The organism is Methyloprofundus sedimenti (genome assembly GCF_002072955.1).
GTDB classification, from domain to species: domain Bacteria; phylum Pseudomonadota; class Gammaproteobacteria; order Methylococcales; family Methylomonadaceae; genus Methyloprofundus; species Methyloprofundus sedimenti.
In genome coordinates this window covers 78,317-94,628 of record NZ_LPUF01000003.1, presented here as the reverse complement: position 1 = coordinate 94,628, position 16,312 = coordinate 78,317, and the positions used below count along the sequence as shown (strand labels likewise).

General features: G+C 41.5%; 23 protein-coding genes and 1 pseudogene. 17 read left to right on the top strand and 7 right to left on the bottom strand.

The window, feature by feature from the left end; all coding sequences use genetic code 11:
* Nucleotides 1-93: 93 nt before the first annotated feature.
* The 6 genes from AU255_RS15290 to AU255_RS15265 all read right to left on the bottom strand — a co-directional run bounded on the left by AU255_RS15290 (nucleotide 94) and on the right by AU255_RS15265 (nucleotide 4,144).
* Nucleotides 94-351, bottom strand: coding sequence for a hypothetical protein (locus AU255_RS15290; protein ID WP_080523799.1), 258 nt, complete (start codon nucleotides 349-351; stop codon nucleotides 94-96).
* A 38-nt stretch (nucleotides 352-389) separates the two neighbouring features.
* The gene (locus tag AU255_RS15285; protein WP_269844825.1) at nucleotides 390-914 is read right to left on the bottom strand and encodes an IS630 family transposase; all 525 of its coding nucleotides are present in this window, start codon (nucleotides 912-914) and stop codon (nucleotides 390-392) included.
* A 55-nt stretch (nucleotides 915-969) separates the two neighbouring features.
* The gene (locus AU255_RS15280; RefSeq protein WP_158083035.1) at nucleotides 970-1,341 is read right to left on the bottom strand and encodes a helix-turn-helix domain-containing protein; all 372 of its coding nucleotides are present in this window, start codon (nucleotides 1,339-1,341) and stop codon (nucleotides 970-972) included.
* Between the two features lie 633 nt (nucleotides 1,342-1,974).
* The gene (locus tag AU255_RS15275) at nucleotides 1,975-2,205 is read right to left on the bottom strand and encodes a sulfurtransferase TusA family protein (protein ID WP_080523797.1); all 231 of its coding nucleotides are present in this window, start codon (nucleotides 2,203-2,205) and stop codon (nucleotides 1,975-1,977) included.
* A gap of 87 nt (nucleotides 2,206-2,292) precedes the next feature.
* Nucleotides 2,293-3,888, bottom strand: coding sequence for a nitroreductase family protein (locus AU255_RS15270; RefSeq protein WP_080523796.1), 1,596 nt, complete (start codon nucleotides 3,886-3,888; stop codon nucleotides 2,293-2,295).
* Between the two features lies 1 nt (nucleotide 3,889).
* On the bottom strand, nucleotides 3,890-4,144 hold the full coding sequence (locus AU255_RS15265; protein WP_080523795.1) for a nitrogen fixation protein NifZ: 255 nt from the start codon (nucleotides 4,142-4,144) through the stop codon (nucleotides 3,890-3,892).
* A gap of 191 nt (nucleotides 4,145-4,335) precedes the next feature.
* Between AU255_RS15265 and AU255_RS15260 the strand changes: the two genes are divergently transcribed.
* From AU255_RS15260 to AU255_RS15190, 17 genes and pseudogenes are all read left to right on the top strand, one after another.
* Nucleotides 4,336-4,692, top strand: a complete 357-nt coding sequence (locus AU255_RS15260; RefSeq protein ID WP_080523794.1) for a HesB/IscA family protein — start codon at nucleotides 4,336-4,338, stop codon at nucleotides 4,690-4,692.
* 18 nt (nucleotides 4,693-4,710) lie between these two features.
* Complete coding sequence (gene nifU / locus AU255_RS15255) at nucleotides 4,711-5,628, top strand: Fe-S cluster assembly protein NifU (protein ID WP_080523793.1); 918 nt, start codon at nucleotides 4,711-4,713, stop codon at nucleotides 5,626-5,628.
* Between the two features lie 4 nt (nucleotides 5,629-5,632).
* On the top strand, nucleotides 5,633-6,847 hold the full coding sequence (gene nifS / locus AU255_RS15250) for a cysteine desulfurase NifS (protein ID WP_080523792.1): 1,215 nt from the start codon (nucleotides 5,633-5,635) through the stop codon (nucleotides 6,845-6,847).
* 8 nt (nucleotides 6,848-6,855) lie between these two features.
* On the top strand, nucleotides 6,856-7,980 hold the full coding sequence (nifV, locus tag AU255_RS15245) for a homocitrate synthase (protein ID WP_080523791.1): 1,125 nt from the start codon (nucleotides 6,856-6,858) through the stop codon (nucleotides 7,978-7,980).
* A gap of 11 nt (nucleotides 7,981-7,991) precedes the next feature.
* On the top strand, nucleotides 7,992-8,162 hold the full coding sequence (locus tag AU255_RS20170; protein WP_158083148.1) for a hypothetical protein: 171 nt from the start codon (nucleotides 7,992-7,994) through the stop codon (nucleotides 8,160-8,162).
* 18 nt (nucleotides 8,163-8,180) lie between these two features.
* Nucleotides 8,181-8,942 carry a serine O-acetyltransferase gene (gene cysE / locus AU255_RS15240; protein WP_080523790.1) on the top strand — a complete coding sequence of 254 codons (762 nt, stop codon included), beginning with the start codon at nucleotides 8,181-8,183 and terminating at the stop codon, nucleotides 8,940-8,942.
* Nucleotides 8,943-8,944: 2 nt separating this feature from the next.
* Entirely contained in the window at nucleotides 8,945-9,469 is a 525-nt protein-coding gene (locus AU255_RS15235; RefSeq protein WP_080523789.1) for a hypothetical protein, read from the top strand.
* A gap of 137 nt (nucleotides 9,470-9,606) precedes the next feature.
* Nucleotides 9,607-9,921: a nitrogenase-stabilizing/protective protein NifW gene (gene nifW / locus AU255_RS15230; protein ID WP_080524174.1), complete on the top strand. Its 315-nt coding sequence runs from the start codon at nucleotides 9,607-9,609 to the stop codon at nucleotides 9,919-9,921.
* The gene (locus AU255_RS15225) at nucleotides 9,918-10,403 is read left to right on the top strand and encodes a nitrogen fixation protein NifZ (protein ID WP_080523788.1); all 486 of its coding nucleotides are present in this window, start codon (nucleotides 9,918-9,920) and stop codon (nucleotides 10,401-10,403) included. The genes nifW and AU255_RS15225 overlap by 4 nt, the downstream gene beginning before the upstream one ends.
* Nucleotides 10,400-11,266: a nitrogen fixation protein NifM gene (nifM, locus tag AU255_RS15220; RefSeq protein WP_080523787.1), complete on the top strand. Its 867-nt coding sequence runs from the start codon at nucleotides 10,400-10,402 to the stop codon at nucleotides 11,264-11,266. Before AU255_RS15225 ends, nifM begins: the two co-directional genes overlap by 4 nt.
* Nucleotides 11,267-11,501: 235 nt before the next feature.
* A complete protein-coding gene (gene clpX / locus AU255_RS15215) occupies nucleotides 11,502-12,782 on the top strand; it encodes an ATP-dependent Clp protease ATP-binding subunit ClpX (RefSeq protein ID WP_080523786.1) in 1,281 nt (426 codons plus the stop codon).
* Between the two features lie 57 nt (nucleotides 12,783-12,839).
* On the top strand, nucleotides 12,840-13,460 hold the full coding sequence (gene grxD, locus AU255_RS15210; protein WP_080523785.1) for a Grx4 family monothiol glutaredoxin: 621 nt from the start codon (nucleotides 12,840-12,842) through the stop codon (nucleotides 13,458-13,460).
* A 59-nt stretch (nucleotides 13,461-13,519) separates the two neighbouring features.
* On the top strand, nucleotides 13,520-13,660 hold the full coding sequence (locus AU255_RS20165; RefSeq protein WP_158083147.1) for an NADPH-dependent FMN reductase family protein: 141 nt from the start codon (nucleotides 13,520-13,522) through the stop codon (nucleotides 13,658-13,660).
* Nucleotides 13,661-13,664: 4 nt separating this feature from the next.
* Entirely contained in the window at nucleotides 13,665-14,078 is a 414-nt protein-coding gene (locus AU255_RS15205) for a SoxR reducing system RseC family protein (RefSeq protein ID WP_080523784.1), read from the top strand.
* Between the two features lie 5 nt (nucleotides 14,079-14,083).
* A complete protein-coding gene (locus AU255_RS15200; protein ID WP_080523783.1) occupies nucleotides 14,084-14,383 on the top strand; it encodes a hypothetical protein in 300 nt (99 codons plus the stop codon).
* Between the two features lie 32 nt (nucleotides 14,384-14,415).
* A pseudogene (locus AU255_RS15195) lies at nucleotides 14,416-14,535 on the top strand (transposase); the annotation flags it as partial.
* 222 nt (nucleotides 14,536-14,757) lie between these two features.
* Complete coding sequence (locus tag AU255_RS15190) at nucleotides 14,758-15,195, top strand: TOBE domain-containing protein (protein WP_080523782.1); 438 nt, start codon at nucleotides 14,758-14,760, stop codon at nucleotides 15,193-15,195.
* 130 nt (nucleotides 15,196-15,325) lie between these two features.
* Here AU255_RS15190 and AU255_RS15185 read toward each other — a convergent pair whose 3' ends face one another.
* Complete coding sequence (locus AU255_RS15185) at nucleotides 15,326-16,288, bottom strand: response regulator (protein ID WP_080523781.1); 963 nt, start codon at nucleotides 16,286-16,288, stop codon at nucleotides 15,326-15,328.
* Nucleotides 16,289-16,312: the final 24 nt, after the last annotated feature.

Genomic DNA, 16,312 nt, shown 5'->3' with positions numbered 1-16,312 from the left:
CTTAAATATCAGTATCTTAAAAATTTCAATTTTTGCGAAATTACTGAATTTTAAGTTTTCCTACAGCTTCACCGCGTCCATTTGATTTTCGGATTATGTTTTTATTTTATGAAATTCAGCTTGGCCTTTTGATGATAAGCCATAAACTTTTTGACTATATTTTTCAATCTCAACTACATAGCCATGCTCAATGAGTCCTGTTAGTTTGTTTTTTGTTGATTCTAAGGAAAACCCAGAATCTTCAGCAATATCTTTTAGATGCCTCCATGCGTATTCAGTATTTCCGATACTTTTTATGACTAAATTTAATGTTTCATCAGTTATTTCGTCAGGTTCAACTAATACAAACATAGGGAGGATCGCTTCAATTGAAATATTACATATCCCACTTAAATAGCGAACTTCATTGAGTGATTAACAAAGCTTAGAGCATTATCTGTACTGATGCATTTCAACCCTTCGGCATAAGCTTGATATAACGCTTCAACGGTTCGTGGTCTTTGTTTGCGTAAGTACTGTTTAATTTTATTCCATGCTAATTCAATCGGGTTAAGGTCAGGTGAGTAAGGCGGTAGATAAATAAGCTTTGCTCCTGTCTTTTGAATAAGATCCTTAATCTCATCTACTTTATGAACTGAGGCATTATCCATCACAACATAGTCACCTTCAGCGAGTAAGGGGCAAAGAAAATGCTTCAAAAAGTAGAGGAATACAAGTCCTGTCATGGTTCCTTCAAAATTTAAGGCGGTTTTCATACCGGCTGATGTCATTGCCCCGACCATACTTATACGCTGCCCTCTAGCAACCGGCGCTTCATCATAAACACGCTGATCTGACGGTGCTCGCCCATAAAGAGGTGAGAGATTCAGTCCTGCGCCCATTTCATCAAGAAAAATGAGCTTATCGAGCGATATATCGGCGATTTCAGTGCAATAGTCTATTTTTAGCTTTTTAGTTCGGTCACAATATTTAGCTGGATCGTACGGACTTTTTTTTATATCGAATATTCATACGCTTAAGAGCTCTATCCATTGAACTTTTCCCCATGCTAATACCAAAGTGTTCAGCATATCGGTCACAAAGATCATTTAGTGTCAAATCAGGCTTTTTTATTAGCCATTCTTTTATCTCAAGAGCACCCGCTTCATCTACTTTTGGTGCAACATGCCCGCCTACTTTTTTGGCTGCAATCATGCCAGTTTCCTGGTAATGTTGCCATAAGGTATAAACAAAAGAATAAGAAACAGCGAAACGTTTAGCTATATCAGGTTTACTTTGTTTGTCTATCTCAATAGCATTGAGCACTTTTTTTCGAATATCGACTGAGTAAGGGGCTGGCACAAAAATATGATTGATAACGGAGAACTGGGAAAGCTATAGTACATTAAAATTCAGTTCATTAATACGGGAAATGTAATACCAGCTTTTGCAAGCGTAACATTAATAACATTTCGTGTCATTTTCAGACCACGCCAACTAATATCAAGGGTTTCCAAGGAATCTCTATATAAGAACACTATAATTAAAACTACAAAAGGCCATTCATTTATGAAATCATTTAAATAAGTAGAAATGATAAAAACATACCTATATTAGTTAGAGAAACAATATTTGCGCTTGCTTCCCTGATTGTATTTATGTCCATTGTTCTTTCTCCTGTTTCATGGTTTCTAAGACGTCTTGGGATTAAGCTTCCGTATGTTAAGGTTGAAAACATAACTATATTATTAACAAGCACATTCGCCCTGATATTCCACAGTATTCACCGACAAATCAGGCACATTTGCCTGCTATCCAATTTATCCTGTCAAATGCCCTGATAAATCATATTAACCAGCTATTCAGACATTCGAATAAATTAACACTGAAAGTAATTCTTTTTAATAACCCTGTCAACTTAAGTTGTTTATTAAAAATCAATCAAGCTGGCTTATAGAGAAACCCATAAAACAGGTATCAATTAAAAATCATCTCTTATTTTTTACGAATGTAAAAAACATGTCTGCTTTCCTGTTTAATATATTGCAGCATTTCATGACCGCTTTGTTCGACATACACCCCGATATCCAGGTGCGCGGCTGGGTCAGTCGCAATGACACGGACAATCTCATCTGCCTGCATTTTGCTTATGATTTTTTTTAGACGCAAAAGAGGTAAAGGGCATTGCAGGCCGCTAGCATCTACTTCAGTATTAAATTCTATCATTTTCCCGGTTTCTCAATTTTGTGACATAGTGGGACACCTCGTAGCTCATATCCTGTAGAGGGTTCATGTTGTCGTGAGCAGTTATTGTCAAAGCAAATGCTCATAAGCAGGCAAGGTTTGAATACGTGTGTCTTCCAGAGATTCACCGACGGTGAAATGATACAGGCTTTGTAGCGTATCATCTCCATCCGCAATACCTAATACACCATGCACATCATCATCAAAAAAGCAGCCTATGCCTGTGCCACGTATACCAGCCGCTTCCGCTTCAAGGTAAAGAATTTGACCTAATAATCCGCACTCCCAAAATAAGCGACGGTAATGCCAGGATTGCTCGGCAACAAGGTCTTTAAATTCAGCCAGCATGGCTAAGCTAAACACACCGTCAGAGGCAATGGGTTGGTGGCAGGATAAAGTTTTTATGGTTTGCTTTAGATTAGTCGCTGTTGCATACAGTAAGTACAGCGATGGAAATGCTTCAACGGGCTGCCATTTGAAGTCCGGGCTCAGTTGCGCCTGTAATAGAGCCAAGCCTTGTTCTGAGCGTGGCAAGCAATACAGGCCGGGCACTAAGCCTTCTACTTTATGGACAAATAAACATAAATGTACCGCAGGTGACCAATTCCACGCGTTAAATGGAGCAGAGTTATGCGTTGTTAGTGCGGCTAGCATTCTAAAGAAAGCCTGCTGACTTATTGCTGCGGATTTTGCATTAAAATTTTGTGCGCTACGCCGTTGTCTGATGAGTTGACTCGCGGGAAGCGTGCAGTGTGATGTAACAGCAACAGGGAGCTGTGCTTGACTATGGCTTGTTTGATGAGTAACTTTTTGTGCTGTTTGTGACACTGCATCAATAACCGGCCAGTGAAACATATGGTAAGCCTTCAAGGATTGCGCTTTACCCAGCCAGGATGAAGATTGCAGGCTGTTTATCAGTGCTTCTCGTTCCAGCTCGGTGTCCATAGCACTATCATTGTAGTGAATACGACACAGAAGATCGGCTGTTTCGCCTTCCCTGGCGACAAAATCATCTTGATGATTTAAGCCTAATAAAGCACTAATATCCGCATCAGAATAATCACTTAACAGCTCTACTCGCCACCCTAATACACTGGCTGCATAACTGAGTGCGGCCAGTGCATGTCCAATATCTAACTGGCAATAGCGAAAAGCACGCTCGCCATATTTCCATGCCTCACGCCAATGTATCGAGCTAAGACCTATTAAAAGAGAGTGGGGTACTTTTGCATTTGCAAAGGTACAACGCTGTTCTAAATGGTGGTCGTGGCTTACATAATGATAGACACCTTGCGGTAATAAATCCGTCACGCCATTAATCACATACACTTCAGTTGGATGCAGGTTGCCACTGGAAGGATTGCAACGCAATGCCCAGCGGTTTGGACCAAACTCTTTCCAGGCCGATAAGCCAAAAGCCAGTTCTAGTAATAAGCCTATATTATCCAGGTTAAGGGATTCTGAGGGTATATGAGATTGTTGATCCAGTTCTGCCCACGTCGTTGCGAGTTCTCTGCCTGGTTTCGGTAAAGCATAAACAGGGCAACCTTCGAAACGGCGAAAAGGGTCAGGTTGGTCATCCCAATCCAGGGTTTCCGGGCCTTTGGCATAGCCTTTTTTCAAGCTATGCTTTGTACGTTGATGATAGGCGGTGACGGTATTCATTTTATTCCTGTTCGAGTACTAAATCTTCAGCTAAACATCCGATAGGGCGACCAAGGTCTAGATTTTCATCTTCAAAACGGATCAGATAAATGTCTTGCTTGGGTACTTCTTCGGTGTGCCCCAGCATAACAACGGCACCACGTGCACCTGCTTTTGCCAAAATATCACCTGCTTTATTGTCGGGCATAGAGCCGTCATCAATTATATCGTGAGCGGCATAAACGACATCACCCATGTTTAAATCTTCAATCTTCATAATATTCTCCAAAATTGTAGTAAACCTTACAAAAAAAACACCTGGTTGTTATTAACCTGCCCTGAAAATAATGCTTTATAAAAAATAAATATCTTAAAAAACAATGAATTAAATTCATTTATAGAAAATGGCATGCAGGTTGCTAAATATATTTACAAAAACAATGCCAAGCAATCTTGCAGGAGACACAAATGATCACATTGACCGAAAATGCTATTAGCGCAGTTGGCCGGTTTATAGCCAATTCTGAAAAACCCACAGCAGGATTGCGTATCGCAGTAACTGATGGTGGATGTTCTGGTTTGCAGTACGGCTTAAAATTAGAACAACAACAAAACGATGATGACACGGTTATCGATTGTGGCGCAGTAAAACTTTTTATTGATGCCGACAGTTTTCCAATGCTGGATGGTATATCAGTTGATTTTCTTGATGGCTTAGATGGCTCTGGTTTTAAGTTTACTAATCCCAATGCGACTAAGAGTTGTGCTTGTGGCACTTCATTTTCTACCGAAGCAAACGGCGGTTCAGCCAAAACCTGTTCATAAAAATTTGAGGAAATAGCTATGTGGGATTATTCAGAAAAAGTTAAAGATCATTTTTTCAACCCTAAAAATGCAGGTGCAGTAGACAATGCTAATGCAATAGGTGAGGTTGGATCAATTAGTTGCGGGGATGCGTTACGCTTAACATTACGGGTTAATGATGATAGTGAAATTATCGAAGATGCAGGTTTTCAGACCTTTGGTTGTGGCTCTGCGATTGCTTCCTCATCTGTTTTAACAGAAATGATTAAAGGGATGACCATTGATGATGCACTGAATGTGTCGAATCAGGATATCGCCTCGCAACTGGATGGCTTACCCCCGGAAAAAATGCATTGCTCTGTTATGGGCAAAGAAGCATTACAGGCGGCTGTCGCAAATTATCGGGGTGAAGTCTGGAAAGACGATCATGAAGAGGGCGCTTTAATTTGTAAGTGTTTTGCGGTTGATCAGCCGATGATTGAAGAAATGGTCTGGGCTAATAAATTACGTACCGTTGAAGATGTCACCAATTTTACTAAAGCGGGCGGGGGATGTTCATCTTGTCATGAAGCGATCGAAGAGATTTTAGCTAAAGTGATGTTAGAAAGAGGTGAAGAATTTGATCCTAATGCAGCGCCGGTTGTACCCACTGTTTCTGATGCACCAAAAGCACCTTTAACCAGCGTGCAACGCATAAAACGCATAGAAATGGTGTTAGAGGCTTTACGCCCGCAATTGATGGCCGATGGGGGTGATGTTCAGTTGGTTGAAGTTGCGGGTAATACGGTTTATGTCAATATGACAGGGGCTTGTAGCGGCTGTCAAATGGCCGCAATGACGATTGCCGGTATTCAACAGCGTCTGATGGAAGAAATGGGTGAATTTATTAAAGTTGTGCCTGCTTCTCAAATGCCAGTTGCGGAAACAATGGTACAAATTGAGACTGAAGGAGCCTAAGCGTATGACTGATATTTATTTAGATAATAATGCCACGACCAAGGTTGATCCTATGGCTGTAGATGCCATGATGCCTTATTTTAGTGAACAGTTTGGTAACCCGTCATCTATTCATAAATTTGCCGACGGGGTTGCTCGCGGCATTAAAAAAGCACGTAAACAGGTTCAGGACCTGATCGGCGCTGAACATGATTCGGAAATTATCTTTACGTCTTGTGGCAGCGAATCGGATTCCACCGCTATTTTATCAGCGCTGAAAGCACAGCCTAATCGCAAGGAAATTATCACGACTGCAGTCGAGCATCCCGCTGTATTGAGTTTATGTGATTTCCTGGAAAAAGATGGTTACACCATACACCGTATGCCGGTTGATAAAATAGGTCGTCTTAATCTGGACGCTTATCAAAGTCTGCTGTCAGATCAAGTCGCCATTGTTTCAGTAATGTGGGCAAATAACGAAACCGGCACTATCTTTCCGGTGGAGAAAATGGCCGAAATGGCTCATGACGCGGGTGTCATGTTTCATACTGATGCAGTACAGGCAGTCGGCAAAATCCCCATGAATTTACAAGACACCAAAATTGATATGTTATCAATTTCGGGCCATAAATTACATGCACCTAAAGGCATTGGCGTGTTGTATTTACGTCGTGGTACTCGTTACAGACCTTTATTACGCGGTGGACATCAGGAGCGTGGACGTCGTGCGGGTACTGAAAATACAGCATCTATTGTTGCTTTAGGTAAAGCCTGTGAGCTTGCGCAGGAATTCATCGAGTATGAAAACATTGAGGTAAAAGCCATGCGCGATAAGCTTGAGCAAGCAATTATTGCCGCGGTGCCACACAGTTTTATTACCGGTGATGTTAGTAATCGTTTACCTAATACGACGGATATTGCTTTCGAATATATTGAAGGTGAGGCGATTTTAATGCTATTGAATAAAGCGGGAATTGCTGCTTCCAGTGGTTCTGCCTGTACCTCGGGTTCTTTAGAACCGTCGCATGTGATGCGCGCTATGGATATACCTTACACTGCGGCACATGGCACCATTCGGTTCTCATTTTCGCGTTATAACAGCATGAGCGAAGTAGACGAAGTGATCAAAGTGATGCCGCAAATTGCAGCAACTTTACGTAAACTTTCGCCTTATTGGGACAGTAAAACCAATCAACCGGTTGAAGATCCTGAAAAGGCTTTTGCACCCACTTACGCCTAAATATCGCTATGAAACGTCAAACTCGCTCGATCATTATTGATGACACGACGCTTAGAGATGGTGAACAATCTGCCGGTGTGGTTTTTTCCTTAGAGGAAAAACTGTTGATTGCGCAGAGTTTGGCTAATATGGGTGTACCTGAACTGGAAATTGGTATTCCAGCTATGGGAGCACAGGAACAAGATGAAATCAATGCAATTGCTGCGATCAAGCTACCGTGTTATTTGCTGATATGGTCGCGGATGTGTGAGCAGGATTTGACTTTATGCAGGAATATGCAAGTTGATATGGTAGACCTGTCCATTTCTGCATCGGATCAACATATCAAACATAAGCTGAACAAAAGCCGTAAATGGGTATTAAAAACCATTCATGAGTACGTTAACAAGGCATTAGACTTTGGCCTGGATGTTTCCGTCGGTATGGAAGATGCCTCGCGTGCTGACCCTGACTTTTTGGCATTAATAGCCGAAACAGCCCAGCAAGCGGGTGCAAAAAGAATTCGTTTTGCCGACACGGTCGGCATTATGGAGCCTTTTGGTGTTCTCAGTGCGATTCAACACCTGAGAAGTGTCACTGACCTGGATATTGAAATGCATGCCCATGATGATTTAGGGCTGGCGACCGCAAACACTTTGGCGGCTGCCGTTGGCGGTGCAACGCATGTAAATACGACGGTCAACGGACTTGGAGAGCGTGCAGGTAATGCCGCCCTGGAAGAAGTGGTTGTTGGTCTGAAACAGCTATACGGCATAGAAACGAATATTGATTTGTATAATTTCAGTATTTTGTCAGAGCAAGTTGCACAAGCATCAGGCGATACGATTGGTAGCCGCAAAAGTTTGATTGGCCGTGATGTGTTTAGCCATGAAGCGGGCATACATGTGGATGGTTTTTTGAAAAATCCGCTCAATTATCAAGGCATAGATCCTGCCATTATGGGCCGACATCATCAGCTGGTGTTAGGTAAACATTCAGGCAGTAAAGGTGTTATTTATGCTTATCAGCAAATAGGTATTGAATTAAATCGACTCCAGGCACAAAGCTTGTTACCTGTGGTGCGACAGTTTGTACAGCAACATAAACGTACGCCCATGAATCAGGAACTCAATCAATTTTTACAAACTATCTAGAGGTAAATATTATGCAAGAGCTAAAACAAGATCTTCAATCTTCTGACGTTGATGTAAAAGAACAAACGCAAATAAGTGCGCCTAGAGAAGACTTACCTTTTGAGGATGAACGTTATCCCGGTTCTTTCTTTAAAGTACCAGGAGCGCCTATTTCAAGTAAAACATCCTGGCGTATATCATAATTAAAATGGGTCAGTTCGATGAAGCAAGTTAAGCATAAGCAAACTTTATGGCAGCAGTGGTCAGAAGATGTTCAGTGCGTTTTTGCACGTGATCCTGCTGCGCGTAATACGCTGGAAATTTTACTCACTTACCCGGGTGTTCACGCATTATTAGTACATCGTGTCACCCATCGCTTATGGATATCTGGCGCTTATACTCTCGCCAGAATGCTGGCTTTTATCAGTCGAACAGTCAGTAATGTCGACATTCATCCGGGTGCTACCATAGGCAGACGCTTATTTATTGATCATGGGGCAGGTGTCGTTATTGGTGAAACGACAATCATTGGCGAGGATGTCACTTTATATCATGGCGTTACTTTAGGGGGGACCACCTGGAACAAGGAGAGACGCCACCCTGCATTAGGCAATAAAGTACTCATTGGGGCCGGCGCAAAAATTTTAGGGGCTATTACCCTGGGTGATAGTGTGAGAGTAGGCGCTAACTCCGTCGTCGTAAAAGATGTGCCACCTTGTTGCACGGTGATTGGTATTCCTGGGCGTATTATTCAAAGTAAAGGCGTAAAAATTCAACTCAATGACGGTATTGATCTTGATCATCATTTAGTGCCTGATCCCATTGGTAAAGCAATCACGTGTTTAATAGAGCGTATAGAGCTATTGGAATCCGAACAAAAAACATTTGCTTTAAAGCCACAGGAATCATGTGCTGAGTGCGAGTCAGATAATGTCTGTAATACCGAGCACAGCGCTCCGGAATTAAAACAAGCGGCAGGCTAAAAATGGATCTACTTGATTTTGACCCTGAAGAGCTGTATTTCGAGCAGGAGGATACGCTAGAGGTACAAGCGCTTATCAATCAGGCAGGCTCGTTGTATGAAGACGGGGATGCTGAATTACCTTTATTACAGGCGTTTATGCGTACGCCGGATTCATTAAATGTACTGGTGGCCTTGAACCGGTTTTATTATTATCAGCATCGCTTGGATGAAGCCTTGTTAGTGTCTGAGAGAGCCTTGAATATAATCAATGCAAAATTACCTTTTACTAATGATTGGCAGATTCTGGCATTGGAAGATATTAGCAGTACGCCAAAAGAGAGCCTTAGTTGGGTCAGATTATATTTATTTACTTTAAAGTCTATCGGGTTTCTAAAAATGCGTTTACATGATTTAGAAACCAGTAAAGCAATTTTTGAAAAGCTAGTGAGTTTAGATAGTGAGAACAGAATTGGTGCTGTAGGACTACTAGAAATTGTCACTCGAAAAATCGATGAAAATAACCATATATTCCAACTTTACAAATGAGCTACTGCCATGATTTTTAAAAAAATAACTGAGTTTCTGCTGCCACTCCTATCCGCTGTGATCTTTTTGATGTTAACTATTTATTTAATAACTAGCGATCTTGGTGTCGCTGGTCCTTACTAAAGGTGGATGTAATGATGAGCTTTGAAGAAGAACTGGAAGACCTGGAATCAGCTGAAGACTTTTTGCAATATTTTGAGCTCGATTATGATCAAAGTGTGGTTCATGTTAATCGCCTGCATATTTTACAGCGTTTTCATGATTACCTTTCCCAGTCTGCTGCTGAAATGCCGGAAGACGAGGATTTGAAAAAAGTTATTTACACTAAATTCCTGCAACAAGCGTATCAGGATTTTGTGAGTTCAGATGCCCAAACTGAAAAAGTGTTTAAAGTTTTTAAAATGGGTGAGCCAACGTCGGCTTTTGTTTCCTTAGCAGACATTGAGTCATGAACCTGGATGGCCCAGATGAGGGCCGCTTCGATTTTGGCGAGGAAGTTCGGGTTACGCGTAATGTGCGTAATGATGGAACCTATCCCGGTAAGGAAGTCGGTGATATTTTAATTCGCCGGGGTTGTGTGGGTAACGTAGTAGAGGTGGGAACCTTTCTACAGGATCAGGTTATCTACACAGTCCATTTTATTAAAGATGGCTGCATGGTGGGTTGCCGGGTAGAAGAATTAATCGGTATTGATGAACCCTGGAATCCAAGCCGGTTTGAATTTAGAGACAAGGTGGTTGCTAAACTTAATTTAGCTATCAAAGGTAAGATAGCAGTGCCTATTGGAACGGAAGGTGAGATTGAAAAAGTTGTGCGCGATACCGATCCTGTTATTTACCACGTCCGCTTTCCCGGTATAACACTGCAAGTACCTGAGGCATCATTAGGACCCAGAGACACAGATCAGAATCAGGAGATTACGGAGGTAATATGAGTCATTCGGAAACGTATGATATTGAACCCTATGCACTTCTGCGCATAGCACTTGCCGCTTTTGAAAAAACACCACAGGAGTTAAGTTCTGATGAGCTGGCTCAAATCGCCGTTCAGGCGCGTAATGAGCAGGATCTTGAATGCCGTGTTTTGAGTTCACCCGAAGCAGCAGGCGTGATTGTCAGTGATCAGGAGTTAGAAAATGCAGTTAAAGCAATATCTGACCGCTTTGAAGACGAGGAAAGCTTTCTTAATGAGTTAAAAAAAAATGGTTTAACTCCAGATTTATTGGCGAGCGCCTTATCCAGACAATGCAAGGTTGAAAATATTTTAGAAAGTGTAGCATCAAGAGCAAACAAAATTTCTGAGGTAGAAATAGGCGTTTATTACCATATGCATCCTGAGAAGTTTGTTATTCCCGAGCGGCGCACGGTGAGGCATATTCTGATTACCATAAATGATGACTACGCTGAAAATACCAGAGAAAATGCTTTGCTGCGTATTCAGGATATTGGAGAAAAACTGCGCCGCAAGCCGTATAAATTTTCTGAGCTGGCAATGCAACATTCGGAGTGTCCAACAGCTTTACAAGGCGGTGAATTGGGAGCTTATCCAAAAGGTCACCTTTATCCGGAAATTGATGCAGTGCTGTTTCATATGAAAACAGAACAGCTCAGCGATGTGATAGAAACCGAGGCGGGCTTCCATTTGATCTTATGTGAAAAGATACAATATGGTGAAACAATGTCTCTAAAAAAGGCCACCCCGAAAATTCTTCAGCTAATGGAAGGGCGTTCCAGGCTAGCATGCCAACGGTCCTGGCTTGCTAGTTTGCCAAAAGTAACAAAGATTGATTCCAAATAATGGAAGTGAAATATCGGCTACCAACTGAAAGCTGGACAGCTCCACATATAAGAAAGTAGGGTGGGCAGTTTTTTTGCCCACCATAAAGGCCACACCTTGGTGGGCAGAAGAGATTGCCCACCCTACGAGTTATGCTGTCCCGTTTTAAATTCGTAGCCACAATATCGAACTGGATTTGTAGGGATTTTGAATTGTAATTCCTGTTAACGGTTAATACATTTTTATAGGCAAAATTATGGCTGAAAAAGAACTTAAACACTGTTCATTTTGTGATCTTGAACAAGCTCCATCTGCTCCTTTAATAGCGGGCACTAATGGCTATATCTGTGAAGCCTGTGTGGTTCTGGCGAGTCAGGTAGTGAGTAGTTGGGGGCGTAAAAAGGCATTGCAAGAAATACAAGGGCCTTTATCCAAACCCCGGGAAATAAAACAAAAACTTGATGATTATGTGATTGGTCAAGATCTCGCCAAGGAAATACTTTCAGTTGCGGTTTATAACCACTATAAGCGCTTAAAATTTGAAAGCGGTGAGTCAGGTTTAGGTAATGCCAGTGAAAATATTGAAATTGGCAAATCCAATGTGTTATTAATTGGCCCATCGGGTACTGGAAAAACCTTATTAGCCAGTACGTTAGCAAAAATTGTAGGCGTACCTTTTGTTGTTGCTGATGCAACAACACTGACACAAGCTGGTTACGTCGGTGATGATGTAGAAAATATTCTGGTACGTTTATTAGATACTGCCGAAGGCAATATTGGTAAGGCCGAATGGGGTATGGTCTATATTGATGAAATAGATAAAATTGCGCGTAGTTCTGAACAATCGTTTGGTGCGCGTGATGTGTCTGGTGAAGGTGTTCAACAGGCTTTATTGCGTCTGGTTGAAGGTTCGCAGGTTAAAGTATCCAGCAAAGGCCGCCGGAAGGATAATGATAGTTCAGATCAGGTTTTGATCGATACTCGAAATATATTATTTATAGCAGGCGGAGCCTTTCCTGGATTAGAAAAACACGTCCAAAAAAGGCTATTACCTAAGGATTCTGCTATTGGTTTTCATGCTGCAGTCAGTAATTCAGAAATCAAACCCGACCTGGAAAGCATGTTAAATGCAACTGAGCCTGATGATTTAAAGCGTTTCGGTTTGATACCCGAATTTATCGGACGCTTCCCCATTCTTGCTCCTTTAGAACCGCTTGATATTGACGCACTGATACAAATATTAACTGAGCCCAAAAATGCTTTAGTAAAACAGTATCATCAATTATTTGCTTATGAAGGTGTGGAGCTCGATTTTGAGCAACCGGCATTAGTCGCCATTGCTGAAAGAGCGTTAGCCAGAGATACAGGAGCTAGAGGCTTGCGCAGTATTATGGAGCAAATTTTGCGTAAAACGATGTTTGAGTTACCTTCATGTGAAGGCATCGAACGCTGTGTTATTAATGAAGACGTCATCAAATGTGACGGAGAAATAGAATTAATTAAACGTGAAGCTCCAAAACAGGAAGCGGCACAATAAGGAGCGGGTATTGTTAAACCCTCGCTCCTAAGCTTTTAATCTTTTACGGAAATAAGTATGAATACTGACGAACGAATTCAACAACAATTAAGCGAAAATCCGATCATTCTGTATATGAAAGGCGTGCCTGAAAACCCGGAATGTGGTTTTTCAGGTAAAACAGTTGTTGCTTTAAAATCGACAGGCATTCCATTTGCATTTGTGAATGTTTTAGCCTCTCCCTTTATACGCGAAAAATTACCCAAAATTTCCAAATGGCCTACTTTTCCACAATTATTTGTTAAAGGTGAGTTAATTGGTGGCTGTGATATTGTTGAAGCGATGACGGCTGATGGCTCATTGCTGCCGATCTTGCAAGCAGCTATTGCCGATCAAGCTGTCAGTGATCCAGGTGCCACAGTGAGTCATGCCGAGGTAGAGCAGTTGATAAAACAGGATTACCCGGATTCTACTGTCTATATAGAAGGTGAAGGCTGTGATCTATTAATTACGGTGATCAGCGATAAGTTTGATGGTTTGAGTATGGTCAAGCAGCAGCAAGGTGTTATGGCAACGTTAACTGAGCCACTGGGTAATGGCCGTTTGCATGCCGTGAGCATTAATGCTTTTACAGTCAATCAGTGGCAGGAAAAGCAGGCTGCAGGTAGCAGTAATGGTTTATTACAGATTAATGTGTAATCGGTAAAAGGTAGAAGAGGGTTCTCTTTGTTGCAAACGCCATCATGACAGGTATTTACATGACTAAAATAGATATGTTTTTCGGTACTGATACGGGTGCTGCACCGAATATAGCCAAGTTGACTGCCAGCTCTTCAAGTGTTGACGTTGCTGAGAAACCATTTGATATCAGCAACGCTGAAGTACCAGAGCTGATTTAAGATAATGATAGAAGAACAGGCTTTAGTCACACGCGTAAATGGCAATCAAGTTTACATTCATAGTATGCAAAGTAGTGCTTGCAAACAATGTGTACAACAAGATTCCTGCGGTACGGCGCTTTACGCAAAAATATTACCGAGCAGAGAACTCGCTTTATACAGTCATTTGCAATTGAATGTAGGTGATACCGTTATTGTCGGTATAGAAGAAAATCATTTATTACGCGCCTCTCTTTTTATGTATCTATTGCCGCTGTTGATTATGTTATTGACCGTTGGTTTTTTTGAAGGCAGTGAAGAAATGACGGCTTTACTGGCCATTTTGAGTCTGACAGCAGGTTTGTACGTTGTGCACAGGTTTCAGCAAAGCTTTACTAAAAACCTAATGGGTCCGCCGCAGATAATCAGGAAAACGTAATATTTATGAATATTTGGGCCATTGAGAAAGACTTAAATATTAAACATTTTCTTGTAGAGCTTGTGTGTCGTTATGGGGAAAATACTTTTTCTTTGCTCGAACACCCGGACCAATATCAGGCAGTTGAAATTTTTCTCGGAAATGATAATTCCCTCAGTGCCTATATTTACACTTTTGCCCAGGCACCTGGAAAATATGGTGTAGATATAAAATACCCGATCTCTACTCACAATATTATAGGTGAAAATGAAAACCTGAGCCTTGAGCAGGTATTTTCCATTTTATGTGTTCATTTCGAACTGTAAAAATGGTGCAAACTGTCAATTAGCAAGAGGAATTCAAATGGGTCAATACCTTGATTGGGAATGTAAAAAATGCTTTAGCAGGAACTTATTATTCCGTTGGTAAAAAGCACTTACCACAGTATTTAGCAGGGTTCTGCTATCGCTTTAATCGATGATTTCAACTGGAAGATATGATCCCTCGATTGGCGTATGTTGATTTACATCGCAGCATGTAAGCTTAAAAATTTCGAGTATAGGACATGCATAATTTTGCAAAACAAACTGCTGTTACTTTTAATCGGGTAATAAGTCTGATCCCGGAAAAATTACGCAGAATCGTTTCACAACCAAAGAGGTACTATTAGTGCTTCAATTTAATAAATGAGGTATTTAATATGAAAGCAAGTGCACGTAATCAGTTTACCGGAACTGTTAATGACGTACTTATCGGCGCGGTAAATGCCGAAGTTCATGTTGGTCTGAAGGGAGGAGATACCATCGTCGCCACGATTACCAAGGAATCTGTCGAAAAGTTGGCAATCAAGAAGGGTCAGGAAGTCATTGCTCTGGTGAAGGCTTCACAAGTCATTATTGTCACAGATTTTGGTGGCTACCAGACTTCGGCGCGCAACCAGTTAGTAGGCGCAGTGGCTGTGGTCAAGCCCGGGACGGTCAATACCGAAGTTGATATTGAACTAAAAGGTGGCGAGCAGGTTACCGCCTCCGTTACCAACGATAGCGTCGATACCCTCGGCTTGCGTAAGGGTCAGTCTGTTACTGCTATCTTTAAGGCTGGCGCGGTGATTTTGGCTGTAGCTGGTTGTGATGATTAGTGTAATGCGACCGCAACTGGAAGCCAGTTATGATCGCATTGCCTTTTATTGACAGAGAGGAAACTATGTTGTTGGAAATGAATATAAAAAGGATATAAAAACATAGTTGTATTTTTATCGGCAAGTCGGTCTATACCAAACCGAGCGTGTTATTGTTCATGACTTTAGTGACTGCCGCCGCTCTTGTCGGAACACCGAGTTTTTCAAATATATGTTCCAAATGCTTGTTAACTGTTCTGGGGCTGGTATCTAATATTAATCCGACATCTTTATTAGTTTTTCCTCTTGAAATCCACATAAGGATTTCAGCTTCTCTTGCGGTAAGTCCGAAAGATGATTTCAAGGAAGCAAGATCCCAGTCTTGCGCATTTTTCTGGATCAGTAGCAGATATTCGCCTATTTGCTGACAGGGGATTACTTTTCCGCTAAAACGCTTACCTACCTGAATATCATTAATGATAGTTTCAATATTTGAAGATGTTTTTTTGATGCGGCTATTAACCTGATCCAAGATCTGTTTAGGTAAAATATCTCCACAGCCTACATCATAAGCTGTCGTTTCGGTATTTGGCATACAAGCATGTAGTGCTTTAACAGCGGTTGCAGTTAGCCAGGTAATCAGACCTGAGTTATCGAAGGCTAACGCAGCAAAAGCAATCTGATCCAAAGTGTCTTCAGCTCTGCGTAAGTTTTTAGTTTGTGCTAATTGAGCCTGGATTCTGGCGAGCACTTCGTGAGGTCTAATCGGTTTGACTATATAATCGACTGCGCCTTCATCAAAACCTCTAAGTAAATTCTCTAAGTCACTTAAGCCGGTCATAAAGATGATCGGAATAAAAGCGGTTAACGGATTTTTTTTAAGTTGGTGACAGGTTTCAAAGCCATTAATTCCAGGCATCATGACGTCTAGCAAAATAATATCGGGACTTAGGTATTGAATCTGTTCCAGAGCAGATAGTCCGTCAGTAGCTACCAGGATGCGATAGTTTGATTCTGAGAGTATGTCGGATAGCACGGCCAGGTTTGCAGGCGTATCATCAACGATTAAAATGGTGCCGTTATGCGTTTGAGTATCGTAGTTAGTATTCTTCATTAGATGATTTTTCGTTGTCGGGCG